The organism is Jeotgalibacillus sp. R-1-5s-1 (assembly GCF_004405105.1).
In the GTDB taxonomy this organism is placed as follows: domain Bacteria; phylum Bacillota; class Bacilli; order Bacillales; family Jeotgalibacillaceae; genus Jeotgalibacillus.
In genome coordinates, this window is the sequence record NZ_SORW01000053.1 from 47,504 (window position 1) to 67,164 (window position 19,661).

Consider the following 19,661-nt stretch of genomic DNA (forward strand, 5'->3'; position numbering starts at 1 on the left):
TTCCCCCTGATCAATTAATGTGTTGTACAAATCGCAAGTGCGAGTGAATGAAGCTTGCTGTCTGCTGTATCTGCTCTTGAAGTCAGCACAACAGGCGCTTTTGCACCGGCAATCACTGCTCCGACCTTACTCTGCCCGAAATACATCAGAGATTTATATAAAATGTTTCCGGACTCGATATTCGGAACAAGCAGAATGTCAGCTTGTCCGGCAACCGGTCCCTCAATTCCTTTATGCCCGGCAGCCTCTTTCGACACAGCGTTATCTAATGCCAGCGGACCATCCACCTGACAGCCTTTGATTTGACCGCGGCGGTTCATTTGCGTCAGAGCCGCCGCATCAAGTGTCGCCTGCATAGCAGGATTCACAACCTCGACAGCTGCCAATGGCGCTACAGCCGGATTCGACAACCCGATGCCATGCGCAACTTTCACGGCATTTTCTAAAATCTGCTTTTTCTGCTGAAGATCCGGTGCGACATTCATTGCCGCATCCGTCACGAAAATGCTTCTGCCAATAGCAGGCACTTCAAACAAAGCAACGTGAGACAAAACGTTTCCTGTTCTGAGCCCGACTTCTTTATTCAATACTGCTTTCAAAAGGGAAGCAGTATCGATATGACCCTTCATGAGAACGGACGCTTCTCCGTCACTGACTGCTTTTACAGCTGATAAGGCAGCTGATGCAGATGAATCCGCATTTCTGATAACTATATCAGCATGCTCAAGGAGATGAGGAAAATGAGAGGCGATTAATTCATTTATTTTCATCTCATCCCCTGTCAGGATAAATCTCCCCAGGTTCATGGAAAGGGCCATATCGACCGCTTTTAACACCTCGTGATCTTCGGCTGAAGCAACAGCAACGGTCACATCTGCAGCCGCTTCCGCTTTTGCTAAAATTTCTTTAAATGTAATCAAATCAACTGCTCCTTTCACTCTCAACCTGATATTTCTCAATTTTGTAGTAGAGATTCCGTATTGAAATATCAAGATCTTTTGCAGCGGCAGTTTTATTGCCTTTATGTTTTTTTAATGTGGATCGGATAATCTCTTTTTCAACCCTTTCAAGTTGATCCGCCAGTGATCCACTCAGCTCTTCTTCAGGCTCCTCGGAAGGATGAAGAGGAATCAGATGTTTTGGTTCTATCATGTCATCCTTCTGGTCCATAAATATCATGGCACGGCTCAGAACGTTTTCAAGTTCCCGTATATTACCCGGCCAACTGTGCTCGTAAAGCTGTCTTAGCGCCTGGGCTGAAATCCCTTTAACATGTCTTCCGTATGACTGATTAAGCTTCTGAATCAGCCTGTCTGATATAGAAGGAATATCCATTTTATGAGAACGGAGCGGCGGAAGTTGAAGTGTCAGCCTCGATAGGTGATAATACAATTCCTCCAGAAATCTCCCGTCCCCGATGGCACGTTCCAGATTGAAATTGGAAGCGGTGATGACTCTCGCCTTTAGCGGCACTTCACCGGTCGTTCCAAGACGCCTGATCGTTTTCGACTCCAGCACGGATAGCAGCATCCTCTGCGCCTCAAGGCTCAGTTCTCCAATTTCATCAAGGAAAACCGTTCCTTCTCCAGCCTGTTCAAAGAATCCTTCTGAGGTTTCCCTGCCAAACAGTGCTTCCATCAGGTAGGCAGCAGGCATCGACCCGCAATTAACCCTGACAAACGACTTATACTTTCTGTCACTTGCATTGTGAATAGCATGCGCGAAAAGCTCCTTCCCGCTGCCCGATTCCCCTCTGATTAAAACAGTCGTATTCGTTTTTGCTGCGACCTTTGCCTGTTCAGTAACCAGCATCATTTCATCGGACCGGCCGATAATATCTTCAAACGTGTATTTTGCTTCTAGTGAACGGATGATCCTTCTAGCGCGGTCAAGCTCAGAAGACAGCTCCTGAATTTCAGACATGTCATGAATGACCCCGACACTTCCTTTGAGCTGACCATTTACGATAATAGGGGCAACGTTTACCGCCACTTCTTTTTTATTCGGGCCGACAATCATCTTGACCCCTCGAACCGGCCGCCTCGTCTTCAATACCTTCATGTGCATACTTTCGCCTTCAAAGATATCAGTCGTTGCAGGCTGATTAATAACTTCACTTTCAGAAAGACCAGTGAGCCTGGTGTAGGCGGGATTGATGAGTAAACCTCTTCCGTGCTCGTCTACCACCGAGATCGCATCATCACTCGATTGGATGATCGCCTCAAGCATCATCTGAATTTCTTTCAGGTTCGTCATTTCCTCTGCAAGGTCCACAACTTCAGTGATATCTTTAAAAACCGCAAAAGCCCCAATAATCTCCCCTTGATCGTTGATCATCGGGATTCGGGTTGTGACAACCTTCGCACCATTATCAAGGACAAGCTCCTGATGACTTTCCGTCCGACCTGTTTCAATAATTCTTGGAAGACCACTCAGCGGCACAACCTGATAAATGGACTGGTGCATCGCTTTTTCCCTGTCAATCCCGACCATCTCAGAAGCCCGGTCGTTAAACAGGATAATCCGGTGATCCTTATCAATACCGATCATCCCATCATGGGTTGAGTTCATCACAAGCTCTCTTATGTAGGAATCGTGTTCCAGATGACGGATAAGCGATTCTTTTTCAGTCAACAGCTGATAAACGAGTGATGCTACACTTCCTGGTATAAGTACTGTGTTCTGGGATCTTGCTGCCCTCAAATCAATAAAGGTTTGATGATCCCCTGTTACATCTATAATAATATCTGTTTGATCTGTTAAATAATTACGCCAGTCACTTCCGGTCTGTATATCCATTGCACGTGCCAGTTCAAGCCCTGGTGCCTGGTTATTCCGGTCAACAACTGCATACACTTGAAACGCATCACTTTCTGCCATTACCTGCAGCAGGGCTTCCCCTCCCTGACCAGCTCCGACGATCAGCACTTTTTGCAATTTATTTCATCCCTTCTGTTCGATAACGCAACTTCTTGCAACCTTCTTCATTGTACATGAAAGCCTTTTCCTTGACAATCTTTTTTCTACAGAGCATAGTCATAGCATAACCATGTTCTAAGGAGTAATTGTATGGCAAGAATCGCAGCATTAATCGTCCTGTTAATCCCCGGCGTTATCGCGGCTTACGGCATTAAGCTGATGCGGGATATGTTTTTCGGTATTCAGGCTTCATGGATGCCTGCCCTGTGGCTGCAGTTTGTTGCAGGTCTTATTATGTTCATCATCGGAATCGGTTTTATCGGAGGCTTCCTCCTGCACCGGGATCGCAAAAACAATAAAGTGCAAAAACGGTTTCAAAAAGAAAATAAACGCCCATAGTAAAAGAGCCTGTCTCAGCATTCTCTGAGACAGGCTCTTTTAGTTTCGCAGTCAATTCATTTCTCTTTCTTCAACTGAAGTGCCCTGCCCGGAAAATCAGTAATCACACCAGAAAGGCCAGCATCCATCCACTTTTGAATAAGGGATACCTGATTCAGCGTGTACAACCTGACAGGGAAACCGTGTCGCTGGCAATCGCGCATTAACTGCTCAGTCATCACCCGGTAATTGGCATGAATGGCATCTGCTCCGATCGTCTGCTGAAGCAACAGCGGATTCACTCCTTTTTTATTGTAAATAAAGGCGACTTCAGATGGGGAATCCAGCTTTTTCAGCGTTGTGACACTGTCGAGGTTGAAGGAGGAATACACAATTCTGTTATCTAATTTAAACTCTGCAACTTTTTGCAAAATCTCTTTTTCCATTCCCTCATAGCGTACTTTATCGTTTTTCAATTCAATATGGCACATAATCGCTTCATTTTGCAGCCAGTGAAGCACCTCATCAAGCATAGGTATTTTTTCCGTTCTTAAGAATCGGCTCTTTTTTATTTTCAACTGTCTTAATTCTTTTAAAGTGAGGTCTTTTACATATCCTGTTCCATCAGTTGTCCTGTTAACGGTTTCATCATGAATGACAACCAGCTCTCCATCCTTAGACCGCTGAACATCAAGTTCAATCGCATCACACCCGGCAACAACCGCTTTTTTAAACGCCTTCATTGTATTTTCCGGGTAATGTCCGGAATCCCCGCGATGAGCAATAATTTGAGACATAAAGTATCCCCCTTCCGTTAGTAACTGTATTCCCCGCAAATTTACAATATACGCGTCTTTAGCTGCTTACAGGCATAAAAAAACAAGCCGCAGCCCATTGACTAACGACTTGTTCGTATTCAGCTTGCTTTATGCTCTAGTCTCAGCTTATCAGCCACCATCGCAATGAATTCTGAATTGGTTGGCTTTGATTTCACTGCGGAAACGGTGTAGCCGAAAAGATTTGAAATCGCTTCAACATTGCCGCGGTTCCAGGCTACTTCAATCGCGTGACGGATGGCACGCTCCACGCGGGATGATGTTGTATTGTATTTTTTCGCAATATCAGGATACAGAATTTTTGTGATGGAGCCAAGCAATTCAATATCATGATACACCATTGAAATGGCTTCTCTTAAGTACATGTAACCCTTAATGTGAGCAGGCACACCAATTTCATGAATCACACCTGTAATACTTGCGTCCAGATTTGGTTTTCTTTGAGGCGATTTAACGGGCTTTGAAGAGTTCGATCGCGATAGTGGATTCTTTTTACCCTGAACCTGTCTGATTGTCTGAACAAGATTTTCCATATCAAAAGGCTTCAGGATAAAATAAGAGGCACCCAGCTCAACCGCTTTCGTTGTGACATCTTCCTGACCAAAAGCAGTCAGCATGATCACGTTTGGTTGTTTATCCAGGTCCATTTCCTTCAGTCTCTGCAGAGCATTTAGTCCGTCAATGTGTGGCATGATAATATCCAACAGACACACATCGGCATCCGTTGTTTCGATCAGGTCAAGAAACTCCTGACCGTTATAGGCAGTAGCTGCAACCTCCATATCCGGCTGCTCTGAAATAAACTGTTCAAGCGTTGATACAAGTTCCCGATTGTCATCAATAATGCAAACCTTGATTTTCTCCACCCAAAATTCCTCCTCAAATTAAATTGCCTTTGAATAAGGGTTCGACACTAATTGTTAATCCCCTTTTTTATCTTATAATATTTTTCATAAAAATAGGGGTTTTCTCCAAAATCCTTTAAGAAACTTTATTTTTCGATATATTTCAACATAATTAAACATATTGTCGAATTACTTTTATGTAGTGTAACATCCTTTTGAAAAAAATACCACCCCTCCTCCTGATTTATTAAAAATCAGCCCTGTCTGACTGTTTGGACAGGGCTTACGATCATGATCAGGAAACTTTTTCTTCACTCTTCAGCATATCATCTATAAATAGAGCATAACCGGAATGAGGATCATGGATGAGCACATGTGACACTGCACCAGCGATTTTATCGTTTTGAATGACCGGACTTCCGCTCATCCCCTGTATAATGCCACCCGTTTCATCAAGCAGCCTTTGATCCGTCACCTTAATCATCATTCCCCTGCCGCCCCCTGGGATTTCTGCATCAAGATGAACAATTTCGATCTCAAAAGCTTCAATCTGATGATTTTTAATGACCGTCAGGATTTCTGCCTTCCCAGGTTGTATCTCATTTTTTGACGCGGTATCCAGTGGTTGATCAAACAGCGGATTACGGATCGCTTCATATACATTTCCGTAAATGCCGGTATTAACATTCTCCCTTATTTCCCCTATTGCTTTTTCTTCCGAAGAAAATAGAGCGATCTTTCCGCCTGGTTTACCCGCACTGCTTTTTTGAACCGACTCGATCTTTGCATTTAAAATGGTTCCATCAGCCATCTCAACCGGTTTTCTTGTATGCATATCCGTCACAATATGTCCAAGCGCCCCAAAACCGAGTGTCGAAGGATTAATATAGGTGATTGTGCCAACTCCCTGCGTTTCATTTCTGATATAGAGGCCAAGCTGCGCTTTATTGTTTTTACCCAGCACGACCGGTACGGTTTTTACAACCGGTTTCTTTGCACGGATAACCTCAACCTGAAGTTGCTGTTGATCCGGCTTCACCCCGGCAAGAACACGATTGACATCCCCGGCGTTTTTCACCTTCTGCTGTTCAATTTTGCTGATTCTGTCCCCAACCTGAATCCCCGCTTCCTCAGCTGGCGACCCACTGCTCTCACCGGCAGTTACCGGGTGAAAGCCCGCAACAATGACGCCGTCTGCGTGCATCGTAATCCCAATTGAATGACCACCCGGAATTAATTCGACTGCATAGGCAAGACTCGAAAACGGAATAATAAACAAGATACAACAGACAAGAACCAGCTTTTTCATCATCTTCCCTCCCTTCATCGTTCTATCTTAATGTGAGCGAAACGATATCGGATTATAACGCCATGAACATAAAAAAGCCACCCGTAATTGGATGGCTTTAACTATACGTCTATACAGTTGATTTTTTTATTGAATGAGCAAGATCAAGCAGTTCTTCTGCGTGACTGATTGTTAAATCAGTAATTTCAACACCTGAAATCATTCTGCTGATTTCTCTCACCCTCTCCTGCTTTTCAAGCGGCAGGACATGTGTGGTCGTGCGGTCATTTTTAATTTCCTTTGATATGAACAGGTGACGGTCACTTATGGCAGCCACCTGAGGCAGATGCGAAATACACATTACCTGCGAATGGGTGGATATTGAGTAAATTTTTTCTGCAATCGCCTGTGCCACCCGTCCACTCACGCCGGTGTCAACCTCATCAAATATGATAGATGTGATTCCCTGATGCTGTGAGAAGATCGTTTTCAAAGCAAGCATCATCCGTGAAATTTCTCCGCCGGAAGCAACTTTGATTAACGGTTTCAGCGGCTCACCTGGATTGGTTGAGATGTAAAATTCAATCTGGTCCATCCCATCCTGACGAAAATTCCCCGACTCGGCAAACCGAACTTCAAATACAGCTTTATCCATATAAAGGGCTTTTAATTCAGAATGAATTTCTTTTGTCAGCTGTTCTGACCATTTCTTGCGGAGCCTTGTCAGGTTTTCCCCTTCAAGCTGAAGATCTTTTTCTGCTGAATGCAGCTTTTTCTGAAGCTCCTCTAATGAAGAGTCGCGGTTCAAGATCGATTCAATTTCCTCTTCAATAGCCGAATAATATTCCATGATCTCTTCAATAGATGATCCATATTTTCTTTTCAGCTGATTAATTTCGTTCAGTCGCTCTTCAATAATCTGAAGCCGTTCAGGATCATATTCCAGATTATCAAGCTGTTGACGGATCGTCCGCGCTGCATCCTCAAGCATATAAAACTGACTGCTGACAGCTTCGCTTACTCCCTGAATGTCCTGATCAATATCACCGGCCTGTTCAAGGTTAGACATTGCGAGCCCTACCCAGTCGAGTCCCTTCTGTTCACCCTGAAGCGCATTATAAGCAGTCTGCAGAGAATCAAAAAGTCTTTCGAAATTGGATAACTTTGTTTTTTCCTCGAGCAGTTCTTCGTCTTCATTTATGGTCAGGTTCGCTTTTTCTATTTCCTGATATTGAAACTGGATCAGATCCAGACGGTGCGCCATCTGCTGATCATTTTCAGAAAGTGATCGTATCTGCTTTCTTAAATCATCGTATAGCCTGTATACTTCACTGTAATTTGAACGCGCAGCTGAAATGTCACTGCCGCCAAACTGGTCAAGCAAATGAATATGTAATTGTTCGTCCATCAGCTCCTGGCTCTCGTGCTGGCCGTGAATATCAATTAAAGCCGAGCCAACTTCCCTAAGGATGGCAATCGTGACAAGCTTCCCGTTAATTCTGCATGCACTTTTACCGCTGACAGAGATGTCTCTTTTCAGTAAGATCATGTCATCTTCAATTTCGATGCCGAATTGTTCGCATCTTTCATAAACAGGATGTGCAGTTGGTACGGTAAATACCCCTTCAATCTCAGCTTTTTTTTCACCATGGCGAACAAATTCTGCGGATCCCCTGCCTCCTGCAAGCAGCTGGATAGCATCAATAATAATGGATTTACCCGCTCCGGTTTCACCTGTTAATACTGTCAACCCTTCTTCAAAAGAAAGTGACAACTCTTCAATAATCGCAAAATTCCTTATCGATAAGTCTTGAAGCATTCCAAATCACCTCTATTTTAGAGCATATCAAGAAAACGCTGGGAAATCACTTTTGATTCATCCTCAGTGCGGCAGATAATCAGGCACGTATCATCTCCACAAATTGTCCCTAAAATTTCTTCCCAGTCAAGGTTGTCAATTAAAGCCCCAATGGCATTAGCGTTACCCGGCAGTGTTTTCATCACAAGCAGATGACCGGCCCCATCGATTCTTACGAAGGCATCAGTCAGTGTACGCTTTAATTTCTGAAGCGGATTAAAGCGCTGGTCAGCAGGCAGACTGTATTTGTATCGTCCGTCCATCATCGGCACCTTTACGAGATGCAGTTCTTTGATGTCACGTGAGATGGTAGCCTGCGTAACTGGAAATCCTGCATTTTTGAGCTCATCGACAAGCTCGTCCTGGGTTTCGATGTCGTTATTGACAATGATTTCTCTGATTTTGATATGACGCTGTCCTTTGTTGATCATGTTGTTCACTCCGTCTGTATGAATATTTATACTTAATTATACACTTATAGTATCGTATTCGTATTGATTTGTACATAAATGGGCTGGGGGAATTGTGGAAGTTTTGAATGGATTATGTAGTATTTTAGGGGAATACTGATGTAAAACCGGTCTGGACTCACCCTTCGCTCATTGTCTAGCTGCGGCGACTAGCCCCTCGAGGTCATAAGTCAAAGCTGAACGAGGGCGAAGATCAGCCCTCTTTTCATCTTCGCCTTATGCTTGTCGGGGCTGGACGAGTCACCTCCACTTTTCTTGGTGTCTAGCTGCGGCGACTAGCCCCTCGAGGTCATAAGTCAAAGCTGAACGAGGGCGAAGATCAGCCCTCTTTTCATCTTCGCCTTATGCTTGTCGGGGCTGGACGAGTCGCCTCCGCTTTTCTAAGGCCGCGCGGTGAGCCAGCTTGCGCTCCGCGCTACGCTGTCTCACCTGTCGCTTCTCTGCGTAGAGAGTTTTCATGTAAGCCAAGCCCTTTGGGTAGATCAACTCGCTCAGCTCTAAAGATTTAAATTCTTAGAAGTGAGATGGGGAGTTTGATCCGCTATTGCTTTATTTTATTGATGACAGGTGACTTTTTAATAAAAAGAAAACAGCTGTGGTGTCAGCTGTTTTCCTTTTTGGCTTTTTTAAAATTTGTGTGTGCTTCTTCGACGATTGCGTCAGCCTGGACGGTTTCGTTCATTTGGCCGGGCTGATTCTCTGATGTTTTGAGGTGGAGCAGGAATTCGATATTTCCGTCTCCGCCGGTGATAGGTGAGTAGGATCCATTCACAACGTCAAAACCTTCAGCAAGTGCAAACCGGATCATGTTGTGAAGCACTTCTTTATGAATGGATGCTTCGCGAACAATACCTTTTTTACCTACCTGATCGCGCCCCGCTTCGAATTGCGGTTTTACGAGTGCAATGACATCACTGCCCGGCTTGAGCAGTGTTCTGAGAACAGGAAGGATAATTTTCAGAGAGATAAAGGATACATCAATGGATGAGAAATCCGGAATCCCTTTTTTTAGATCTTCGGGTGTCAGATAGCGGAAGTTGGTTCTTTCCATGACTTCCACTCTGTCATCCTGTCTCAGTTTCCATGCCAGCTGGTTGTAGCCTACATCAACGGCATAAGACATGGCAGCTCCTTTTTGAAGCGCACAGTCTGTGAATCCGCCGGTTGATGACCCGACGTCAATCATCGTTTTACCTTCAATTTCTATATCAAATTCCTGTAGTGCTTTTTCTAGCTTTAACCCTCCACGGCTCACATACGGCATTACTTTTCCTTTAACCGATAATACCGTATCCTCAGGGATTTTTTCTCCCGGTTTATCAAGCCTTTCTTCATTTGCATACACAAGGCCGGCCATTATGGCTCTCTTCGCTTTTTCCCGCGTTTCAGCCAGTCCCTGTTCTACAAGGAGGATATCAATACGCTGCTTTTTAACCTTCATTCACTTACGCCCTTTTTTCTTTAGCTGGAACCATGGACTGAATCAGTTCAACCGCACGGCTCTCCGTTAAATTAATTTCTTCAAGCAGTTTACCAACACTGCCATGCTCAATAAACTGATCAGGAATCCCCATACGTTCAATCGAAGCATGTCCAAATCCCGCATCATGGGCAAACTCTAATACCGCACTTCCAAAACCACCCTGAAGCACTGCTTCTTCTATTGTCAGCAGTGGCATGTTCAGCTTCAGAAGGTCCATCATCATCGCTTCATCAAGCGGTTTAATAAACCGCGCGTTGACAACTTTGACTGACAGTCCTGACTTCGCAAGCTTTTCAGCTGCATTTAAAGCCATCGGAATTGTAGTTCCAAATGTCAGGATCGCCGCATCCGCGCCTTCTCTCAGCACTTCCCATGAACCGATCGGCAAAGCGGAAAGTTCTTCATCCATTTCAACACCTGATCCGTTCCCGCGTGGGTAACGCATGGCAATCGGGCCGTCGTCATAGGTTAATGCCGTGTGAACCATATGCTGTCCTTCATTTTCATCCTTCGGCATCATGACAACCATATTTGGCAGGCTGCGCAGGAAAGCAATATCAAATACACCTTGATGCGTTTCACCGTCAGCCCCTACGAGACCGGCACGATCAATACCGATAAAGACGTTCAGGTTCTGTCTGCAAATATCATGCACGACCTGATCGTAAGCTCTCTGCAGGAAGGTTGAATAAATCGCAAGGAAAGGTTTCATTTTCTGGGTCGCGAGTCCGGCTGCGAGTGTCGTTGCATGCTGCTCTGCAATCCCCACATCAAACATACGATCCGGAAACTCACTTGCAAACCCTTCAAGCTTTGAGCCGACAGGCATTGCCGGTGTGATGGCGACAATCCGTTCATCTGTACGTGCAGATTTTCTTACCGTTTCACTTACGAGCGCGCTCCATGCAGGGCCCTTGACAGCGGATTTAATCAGGTCACCAGTGTCGATTTTGTACGGTCCGGTACCGTGCCATGTTCCGACTTTATCTGTTTCAGCAGGTTGGAAACCTTTCCCTTTCTTAGTGACCACGTGAAGGAGAACAGGTCCCTTCGTTTTCTTCGCATATTTGATATTTTCATCAAGCTCATCAAAATTATGGCCGTCTACCGGTCCAAGGTAGGTAAAACCAAGCTCCTCGAAAAACATTCCGGATACAAGCAGATACTTCAGACTGTCCTTCACCCGCTCAGCAGTTGTGGCAAGCTTTCCGCCAACCGCCGGAATTTTTTTAAGGATATACTCAAGATCATCTTTTGCTTTATTATATTTCCCTGCAGTTCTCATACGTCCAAGTACACTGTGGAGCGCGCCTACATTCGGGGCAATAGACATTTCATTATCGTTAAGAATCACAATCATGTCTTTCTTTTCGTGGCCGATATGATTAAGCGCCTCTAGCGCCATTCCCCCTGTTAATGCACCGTCGCCAATGATCGGGACAACATAATTTGAATCGCCCTTAATGTCCCGGGCAATAGCCATTCCCATGGCGGCAGAAAGGGAGGTTGAACTATGTCCTGTTTCCCACACATCGTGTTCACTCTCGTTCATCTTCGGAAATCCGCATAATCCCTTGAACTGGCGAAGCGTATCAAATTGATCGCCTCTGCCCGTCAAGATCTTGTGCACATAAGACTGATGCCCGACATCCCATAAAAATTTATCCTTCGGGCTGTCAAAATGCTTATGAAGCGCAAGAGTCAGTTCAACGACTCCAAGGTTAGGGCCGATATGTCCTCCTGTAGCGGAGAGGTTTTCAATCAGAAAATCCCGGATATCCTGACTTAATTCAATCAGCTCTTCTTTTGATAAGTCTTTTAAAAACGCCGGATCCTTAATTTTTGTTACGTCCATATGGATCACTCTCTTTCCTGAAAGGGTCCCGTTTTCCATTACCTTATTCTCTTCATTTTTCAGGCATCAGATAACAGGTTCATGTCAATAAATTGTTTTTTTCGTTTTCTTTGTATTTCAATTATAACAATGTCCGGATTTTACTCAACAAATTGTCGGGTTTGTTGGGTTGGAAAATGTTTTAAGGTGGAAAAGTCCATCAAATATCGCTATAAGTTCCAGACACTTAGAACATAATTATACCATTTCATCCATGTAATCTCTTTTTATGTAAAATGCCCATGTAAAGAAAAAATAGCCGCCAGCACACGTGTGATAACGGCTATAAAGATACTATTTAAGGTTACTTATGTTGATCATTCTGATGATGTCATGTCTATGTTAAGCGTCCAAAACGTATAAGTATTGATCCTTATTGCCGGTATATCACTGTAGGTAAGTATATCATACCCTGTTTCAGATTGTCTCAATGCACAATCAGCTCGTACGGGAAGCGATCAGGTCTGCGATGTCTGCAAGTAAGACAGGTTCAGGATGGATCTTCTGCAGCGATTCATGAGCTTTTTCTATATGATATTGCAGTTTTCGTTTTGCTTCATCCATACCTAGCAGAGCCGGGTACGTGCTTTTTTTATTCGCCTCATCACTGCCGACCGGTTTGCCAATCTCATTTTGATCGCCTTCCACATCCAGTATGTCGTCCCTTATCTGAAAAGCGAGCCCGATATGTTTCGCGTAATCCCCGAGGAGGTTCAGGTCTCTGTCATCCAGACCACTTATGATGCCCCCTGCTTTTACCGCGTATTCCAAGAGCCTGCCAGTTTTACGGATATGAATGGATTCAAGCTCTTTAATGGTCAGATCAGCTTCCTCACCCTCGATATCAGCTGCCTGTCCACCAACCATTCCCTCTGCTCCAGAAGCTTTGGCGAGTAATCCGATCAGCTTTACTTTTTCTTCAGAGGTAAAGTTTATGGAATCGGCAATGAGACCAAAGCTTAGTGTAAGCAGTGCATCTCCGGCTAAAATTGCAAATGCTTCACCAAATACTTTATGATTGGTCGGCTGACCGCGCCTCAGATCGTCATCATCCATGCTCGGCAGGTCATCATGAATTAATGAATACGTATGTATCATTTCAAGGGCTGCGCCTGCTTCAAGTGCACGATCCGGATTCCGGTCAAATGACTGTGCTGTTGCCATCACAAGCAGCGGGCGGATTCTTTTACCCCCTGCTTTCACTGAATAAATCATGGCTTCCTGAAGTTTTTCCGGACATTCCAATGATGTAATGGCATTTAATAAAACCTGCTCCACTTTTATTTTATTTTCAGTCATGAATTCTGACAATCGGTTCATTTTTATTCCACATCCTCCGGGTCAAGTGGTTTTTCACCTTCATCTGTCATGATCGTCGCCAGCTGTTTCTCCGCATGCTGAAGTTTTTCGTGACAGATTTTCGATAGTTCTACACCTTTTTGGTAATAGGAAATGGCTTCTTCAAGTGGTACATCTCCCTCTTCAAGACGTGAGACAATTTTCTCGAGCTCCTGCATTGCCTCTTCAAATGATTGTTTTTGCTCTGCCATTTTATTCACGCTCCTTGATTTCATCGATTGTACAAAGGAGATCAGATGACTGCAGTGACACTTTAACTGCATCTCCCTCTTTGAGCTGTTGACTGTTTTTAATCAGGTTCCCCTGTTCATCATATACCAGACTGTATCCTCTGTTCATTATTTTTAATGGGCTCAATGCTTCTAAAGTGGATACCGACTGCTGAAATTGGTGCACTTTCACGGTTACAAGTTTCTGCGTGCGGTTTTCAAGGCGTGTCTGAAGCGCGGATACGAGTGACCTTTTGTGCTCTATCTGCCTGTCAGGACTGAGCCTGATCAGCCTGTCATGAAGTTTGTCACGGCGGAGACCGGCTTTTTCTTTGATTAAATGAGATTCTCTAGAGAGATTTTCACGCAACCTGTCTAACTGCTGAACCTGCTGCTCAATTAATTTTTGAGGTTTTTTGAATACAACAGAACCTGTCTGCTTGATCAGTCTTTGTTTATCAAATTGAATTTTTTGATTGACTGCACGGTGAGCCCGGATGGAGGCAGCCATGATTTTCTCACGCACTTCTTCTATATGAGGCACTGCAAGTTCAGCAGCTGCAGTTGGTGTCGGGGCCCGCATATCAGCAACAAAATCCGCAATCGTTACATCTGTTTCATGTCCGACAGCCGATATTACCGGAACAGGAAATGCGGCAATGGCCCTGGCAATCTGCTCATCATTAAACGCCCACAGCTCTTCAATTGAACCGCCACCACGGCCAATAATGACTACATCAAGTTCATCATCATGCTTTGCTTTTTCCAATGCCTCTAGAATCGATGGGACCGCTCTTTCACCCTGTACTGAGCAGGGATAGAGCCTGACGGATACTACTGGATATCGTCTTTTTATCGTGGTCAGAATATCTCTGATTACCGCTCCGGTCGGAGACGTAATGACACCTACCTTAACAGGATAAAGCGGGAGTCTGCGTTTTCTTTCAGCATGGAATAATCCTTCCTCTGACAGCTTTTCCTTCAGCTGTTCATAGGCAAGATACAGTGCGCCGATGCCATCAGGCTCCATTTTTTTCACATAGAGCTGATATTGCCCGCTTGATTCAAATACAGAAACATCTGCCTGAATCAGCACCTCCATTCCATTTTCAGCCTGAAATTTCAATGAGGAGGCAGCAGAGGAAAACATCACAGCGGCAATTCTTGATTTTCCGTCTTTTAATGTGAAATACAAATGTCCGCTTGAATGTTTCTTGAAATTTGACAGCTCCCCTTTAATATAAACATTAGAAAGGTGAGGATCAGCATCAAATTTTCTTTTTATGTATTTTGTTAGTGCACTGACAGTCAGGTACCTCGGAGTAGACATACGGTTTCTCCTTTCGGACATGATAAAATATGGTTCCGGTATTCAATAAAAAAGCGGCTCCCTTTATATGGGCAATGCCCGGGAGCCACTCTTGATCTGTTATTTCGTGCGGGCGCGTTCTGCTGACTCGGTTGTGTTAGCTAGCAACATCGTAATCGTCATGGGCCCGACACCGCCGGGAACAGGTGTAATCGCAGATGCTTTGTCCTTGCAGCCTTCAAAATCAACATCTCCACAAAGCTTTCCGGCATCATCCCTGTTCATTCCGACATCAATCACGACCGCTCCCTCTTTTATATGGTCAGCCGTGATCAGATGGCGAATACCCACTGCAGCAATCACAATATCAGCCTGCTTCGTATGATAGGCCAGGTTTTCCGTGCGCGAGTGGCAGATTGTAACCGTCGCATGTTTATTTAAAAGCAACTGTCCCATCGGTTTACCGACAATATTGCTCCGGCCCACGATGACTGCATGCTTTCCGGCAATGTTTATGCCTTGATGTTCAAGCATTTTGATTATACCGTATGGAGTGCAGGGGAAAAACGCTTCTCCTCCGGTTTGCATCCGGCCGATATTGACCGGGTGAAAACCATCTACATCTTTTTCCGGTTTAATCGCTTCAATAACTGCGGCTTCGCTAATTTGATCGGGTAAAGGAAGCTGTACGAGAATACCATGAATCCGGTCGTTTTCATTAAGTACGTTCACAACCTCGAGCAATGCTGCTTCTGTCGTTTCCTCAGGAAGTTCAATCAGCTCAGAGTAAATCCCGAGCTCAGAGCACGCCTTTTGTTTCATTGATACGTATGTTTTTGACGCCTGATTATGTCCAACGAGCACAACCGCCAGACCCGGCGGCTGGCCGCTCTCACTTAACTTTTCAATACGGCTTTTTAATTCTTCTCTTATATCCAATCCGATTTTTCTGCCATCGATTATTTCAGCTGTCATACTGCTTTTACGCCTCCTGTGTGATCAATCACGTGAATGTAAAGTCGTTACAACTTTTGATAGAACCCCATTCACGAATTTGCTTGATTTTTCATCACCGAAACGCTTCGAGATCTCAACCGCTTCATTCAGGACTACGTTATATGGGACTTCTTCTTTTTTATATAAAAGCTCGTATAACGCTACCCGTAAAATATTCCGGTCCACCCGGGCAAGACGGTCAATCTTCCAGCGCTCGAGATGTCCTTGTATAGTCTGATCAATTTCTGGTTTATGTTCATGTACCCCTGTCACAAGGGCTGTCAGATAATCATCATTTTTTTCATCTTCCAGAATATTTTCAATCGCTTCTCCCGGCTCCATCTCGTTCATATCCATCTGGAATAAAGCCTGCAGCGCTTTTTCTCTGGCCGTTCGTCTTTTCATTTCAAGTTTAACTCCTTCTCTAATTGCATAATATCCATGTCATAAAAAGATCATAGCATAAAATTGCAGTCCCTACTAACGTAACTTCATGAAACTTTCATGATAACGCTGTCAAAACGATCGGAATTCTTACTTTAATAAATCTATGGTAAAGCACCCGACATTTCGTGCTACAAAGCTGATCCATTCAGCTAACAGAAAAAGGTGCCCCATTTGTAAGGGCACCTTTTTCATCTGTCTTTATTCTTCTTCTTCGAGCTTTGCTGATTCGAACTGGATACCAACAATATGAATGTTAACTTCCTCGGCAACGAGTGCAGTCATATTCTGCAGTGTCTGGCGGATATTATCCTGAAGTTTCTGTGCGACAGTCGGAATCGAGATCCCGAACTTCACCGTACAATACACATCAAGGATAATGCCTTCTTCTCCGAGCTCCACCTTCACGCCTTTACCGTGGTTTTTCTTACCGAGTCTCTCAGCAACACCGGATGCAAAGTTGCCGCGCATTTGAGCAATTCCGTCTACCTCAGAAGCAGCGATACCTGCAATTACTTCAATCACTTCCGGAGCAATTTCAATTTTACCCAACTGATTTTGTTCCAGGCTGCTCATTTGGAGCAGATTATTCTGATTCTCAGACATCATAATATCCTCCTTTTATTCAGCCTTCTTAGACATAATATCATACGTCTCCAAAAACTTGGTGTTAAAATCCCCGCCTGTAAATACATCATGATTCAGAAGCTTCAGGTGGAAAGGAATCGTTGTATGAATGCCTTCAATGACAAACTCGGAAAGCGCACGCTTCATTTTCGCGACAGCCTCATCACGTGTCGTGCCGTATGTGATAACCTTGGCAATCATGGAATCATAGTAAGGCGGAATTTCATATCCAGGATAGGCTGCAGAGTCAACACGTACACCAGGACCACCAGGTGGCAGGTACATCGTGATTTTACCGGCTGAAGGCATGAAATTCTTTTCAGGATTTTCTGCATTGATACGGCACTCAATCGACCAGCCTGTGAATTCAACCTCTTCCTGAGTGATCGGCAGCTTTTCACCTGAGGCAACGCGAATCTGTTCTTTAATCAGATCAACACCTGTTACCATTTCCGTAACGGGATGTTCGACTTGTATACGTGTATTCATTTCCATGAAATAAAATGACTGTTCATTATGATCATAAATAAATTCGACCGTTCCGGCACCAGTATATTTCACAGCTTCAGCTGCTTTTACGGCAGCATCACCCATTCTCTCGCGGACCTTTTGGTCGAGTGCAGGAGAAGGTGTTTCTTCAAGCAGCTTTTGCAGACGGCGCTGGATCGAGCAGTCCCGCTCACCGAGGTGAATGGTATTGCCATGGCTGTCGGCAAGCACCTGGATCTCAACGTGTCTAAAATCCTCGATATATTTTTCGATATAAACACCCGGATTACCGAATGCTGTTTCTGCTTCCTGCTGTGTTACCTTCATGCCTTTTTCAAGGTCTGCAGGTGTTTTCGCCACACGGATTCCTTTACCTCCGCCGCCTGCTGTCGCTTTAATAATGACCGGGTAACCGATCTCCTCAGCAAGGGTAAGGGCCTCATCAATCGTGGCTACAATGCCTTTTGAACCTGGCACGACCGGAACGCCTGCTTCACGCATCGTCTCACGTGCCACATCCTTCGTCCCCATTTTTGAAATGGCCTCAGGACTCGGTCCGATAAATATGATATTGCAGTCTCTGCACAGTTCAGCAAAGTCCACGTTTTCAGCGAGGAAACCATAACCGGGATGGATCGCATCCGCTCCGGTCAGTTTGGCTGCTGAAATCACATTCGTAAAGTTTAAGTAGCTGTCTCTTGAAAGCTTTGGCCCGATACAGACTGACTCATCAGCAAGCTGTACATGCAGGGCTTCTCTATCTGCTTCAGAATACACAGCTACCGTTTCTATATCCATCTCTTTACATGCTCTGATAATACGTACCGCAATTTCCCCACGGTTCGCAATCAATACCTTTTTAATCATACGTCTTCTCTCCTAACTACTCTTTAACAAGAAAAAGAGGCTGTCCGTATTCTACCAGCTGGCCATTTTTGACCAGTACCTCAACGATTTCTCCATCCACTTCCGCTTCAATCTCATTAAACAGCTTCATCGCTTCAACGATACAGACAGGTGAATCCTTGCTCACCTTTGAGCCAACCTTCACGAAAGGCTCAGCATCAGGCGAAGAAGCCTCATAGAAAGTGCCGACCATCGGCGATTTGATTTCAACTGTTCCTTCTAGAGATGGTGTCTCTTCTGCAGGTGAAGCTGCTTTTTCTTCCTGTACTGCAGCCGGTGCCGTTTCCTTAACGGGTGCCTGCTGAACGGGAGCTGTCTGCTCAGGTGTGCTTGTGACAACCTGTTCAACCTGGTGTACGACAGCATTGGACTGCTTGCGCATTTTAATTTTTGCACCATCTTGCTCGTATGTAAATTCATCAATTGAAGACTTGTCAATCAGTTTAATTAACTCTCTGATTTCCTGTACTTTTAACATAGTAGACACTCCTTGGCTTTTATAATTAGTTATTAGCAGCAGCTACTAATATCATACGATAACAACTGCCCATAATTCAACTTCATGTAAAAAACGTTTTATTAAAACGCTTACATAATGGTTATTGTAACATACTTCACTCTCGACCCGGATGCAATTTCCTGCAGAAAAGATCCTGTGAAATCAATAGCGGTTATTAAAGTTTTCATCCTGATCTGATTGTCTGATCAAACGATCTGCCAACAACCAAAAAGCCGGAACGTGCGCTTAATAAGCGCGCTGTTCCGGCTTTTATTACTCAGCTGATTCAGCCTCGTCTGATGGTTCGAACATGACGGAGACAAACGCCTGCTCACCAAGCTCTCTTCGTCCAAGTTGAACGAGTTCATTGGCTGCTTCCTTTGAATGTTCATTTTCAGCCGATTTAACGGTGATCAGCACTCTGTTGTCTTCTGAACGCACAAGCGCATCTTCATAGCCGAGTGCCTTAATCATGGATTCGATCATCTGCTCTTTTGTTTCAAGTTTCGTTAATTCTTCCATCGCAGCATAAGCCTCATTTTTTTCAGCTGCTGAAAATTCAGTTGAAGCCACTTTGGAAGTCAGCTGTTCACGTAGCGCACTTCTTTCATCCTGAACCTCCATGCGTAAAACGTCGAATAATTCATCTCCTGCCGCTTCAGATGTTACATCTACTTCATCTTCAAGCAGCCATTCATCCGAATCTTCCCCTAACACCATTTCAGCTGACTCATCGAGTGTAATCGGTGACAATTCTTCAGAAGGTGAAAACACATAATATACGGATAAAACGACAACTAAACTTACCATCGTCAAAAGCCAAACGGTTTGCTTTTTAAGCATTAATATCCA

General features: G+C 44.4%; 19 protein-coding genes. 1 reads left to right on the forward strand and 18 read right to left on the reverse strand.

Features of this window, described 5'->3' with window-relative positions:
- Positions 1-14 precede the first annotated feature (14 nt).
- Positions 15-917: a phosphate butyryltransferase gene (yqiS, locus tag E2491_RS15665; RefSeq protein ID WP_134376868.1), complete on the reverse strand. Its 903-nt coding sequence runs from the start codon at positions 915-917 to the stop codon at positions 15-17.
- 4 nt (positions 918-921) lie between these two features.
- Positions 922-2,937: a sigma 54-interacting transcriptional regulator gene (locus tag E2491_RS15670; protein ID WP_134376570.1), complete on the reverse strand. Its 2,016-nt coding sequence runs from the start codon at positions 2,935-2,937 to the stop codon at positions 922-924.
- Positions 2,938-3,069: 132 nt separating this feature from the next.
- Between E2491_RS15670 and E2491_RS15675 the strand changes: the two genes are divergently transcribed.
- A complete protein-coding gene (locus E2491_RS15675; RefSeq protein ID WP_134376571.1) occupies positions 3,070-3,318 on the forward strand; it encodes a DUF2627 domain-containing protein in 249 nt (82 codons plus the stop codon).
- A 56-nt stretch (positions 3,319-3,374) separates the two neighbouring features.
- Here E2491_RS15675 and E2491_RS15680 read toward each other — a convergent pair whose 3' ends face one another.
- From E2491_RS15680 to E2491_RS15755, 16 genes are all read right to left on the reverse strand, one after another.
- Positions 3,375-4,094: a glycerophosphodiester phosphodiesterase gene (locus E2491_RS15680; protein ID WP_134376572.1), complete on the reverse strand. Its 720-nt coding sequence runs from the start codon at positions 4,092-4,094 to the stop codon at positions 3,375-3,377.
- 119 nt (positions 4,095-4,213) lie between these two features.
- The gene (gene spo0A / locus E2491_RS15685; RefSeq protein WP_134376573.1) at positions 4,214-4,999 is read right to left on the reverse strand and encodes a sporulation transcription factor Spo0A; all 786 of its coding nucleotides are present in this window, start codon (positions 4,997-4,999) and stop codon (positions 4,214-4,216) included.
- Between the two features lie 274 nt (positions 5,000-5,273).
- Positions 5,274-6,290, reverse strand: coding sequence for a SpoIVB peptidase (gene spoIVB, locus E2491_RS15690; protein ID WP_166805911.1), 1,017 nt, complete (start codon positions 6,288-6,290; stop codon positions 5,274-5,276).
- A gap of 106 nt (positions 6,291-6,396) precedes the next feature.
- Positions 6,397-8,085 (reverse strand): DNA repair protein RecN, encoded by a 1,689-nt coding sequence (gene recN / locus E2491_RS15695; RefSeq protein WP_134376575.1) that lies wholly within the window; start codon positions 8,083-8,085, stop codon positions 6,397-6,399.
- Positions 8,086-8,102: 17 nt separating this feature from the next.
- The gene (gene ahrC, locus E2491_RS15700) at positions 8,103-8,552 is read right to left on the reverse strand and encodes a transcriptional regulator AhrC/ArgR (protein ID WP_134376870.1); all 450 of its coding nucleotides are present in this window, start codon (positions 8,550-8,552) and stop codon (positions 8,103-8,105) included.
- A 643-nt stretch (positions 8,553-9,195) separates the two neighbouring features.
- Positions 9,196-10,035, reverse strand: coding sequence for a TlyA family RNA methyltransferase (locus E2491_RS15705; RefSeq protein ID WP_134376576.1), 840 nt, complete (start codon positions 10,033-10,035; stop codon positions 9,196-9,198).
- A gap of 4 nt (positions 10,036-10,039) precedes the next feature.
- Positions 10,040-11,932, reverse strand: a complete 1,893-nt coding sequence (gene dxs, locus E2491_RS15710; protein WP_134376872.1) for a 1-deoxy-D-xylulose-5-phosphate synthase — start codon at positions 11,930-11,932, stop codon at positions 10,040-10,042.
- A 477-nt stretch (positions 11,933-12,409) separates the two neighbouring features.
- On the reverse strand, positions 12,410-13,291 hold the full coding sequence (locus E2491_RS15715; RefSeq protein ID WP_134376577.1) for a polyprenyl synthetase family protein: 882 nt from the start codon (positions 13,289-13,291) through the stop codon (positions 12,410-12,412).
- 2 nt (positions 13,292-13,293) lie between these two features.
- Positions 13,294-13,521, reverse strand: a complete 228-nt coding sequence (locus E2491_RS15720) for an exodeoxyribonuclease VII small subunit (RefSeq protein ID WP_134376578.1) — start codon at positions 13,519-13,521, stop codon at positions 13,294-13,296.
- Between the two features lies 1 nt (position 13,522).
- Positions 13,523-14,869 carry an exodeoxyribonuclease VII large subunit gene (gene xseA / locus E2491_RS15725; RefSeq protein ID WP_134376579.1) on the reverse strand — a complete coding sequence of 449 codons (1,347 nt, stop codon included), beginning with the start codon at positions 14,867-14,869 and terminating at the stop codon, positions 13,523-13,525.
- A gap of 99 nt (positions 14,870-14,968) precedes the next feature.
- A complete protein-coding gene (folD, locus tag E2491_RS15730; RefSeq protein WP_134376580.1) occupies positions 14,969-15,823 on the reverse strand; it encodes a bifunctional methylenetetrahydrofolate dehydrogenase/methenyltetrahydrofolate cyclohydrolase FolD in 855 nt (284 codons plus the stop codon).
- Between the two features lie 24 nt (positions 15,824-15,847).
- Entirely contained in the window at positions 15,848-16,249 is a 402-nt protein-coding gene (nusB, locus tag E2491_RS15735) for a transcription antitermination factor NusB (protein ID WP_134376581.1), read from the reverse strand.
- A gap of 240 nt (positions 16,250-16,489) precedes the next feature.
- Positions 16,490-16,894, reverse strand: a complete 405-nt coding sequence (locus tag E2491_RS15740; RefSeq protein ID WP_134376582.1) for an Asp23/Gls24 family envelope stress response protein — start codon at positions 16,892-16,894, stop codon at positions 16,490-16,492.
- A gap of 15 nt (positions 16,895-16,909) precedes the next feature.
- On the reverse strand, positions 16,910-18,271 hold the full coding sequence (gene accC / locus E2491_RS15745) for an acetyl-CoA carboxylase biotin carboxylase subunit (protein ID WP_134376583.1): 1,362 nt from the start codon (positions 18,269-18,271) through the stop codon (positions 16,910-16,912).
- Between the two features lie 16 nt (positions 18,272-18,287).
- Positions 18,288-18,788 (reverse strand): acetyl-CoA carboxylase biotin carboxyl carrier protein, encoded by a 501-nt coding sequence (gene accB, locus E2491_RS15750; RefSeq protein WP_134376584.1) that lies wholly within the window; start codon positions 18,786-18,788, stop codon positions 18,288-18,290.
- Positions 18,789-19,082: 294 nt separating this feature from the next.
- On the reverse strand, positions 19,083-19,652 hold the full coding sequence (locus E2491_RS15755) for a SpoIIIAH-like family protein (RefSeq protein ID WP_134376585.1): 570 nt from the start codon (positions 19,650-19,652) through the stop codon (positions 19,083-19,085).
- Positions 19,653-19,661 lie beyond the last annotated feature (9 nt).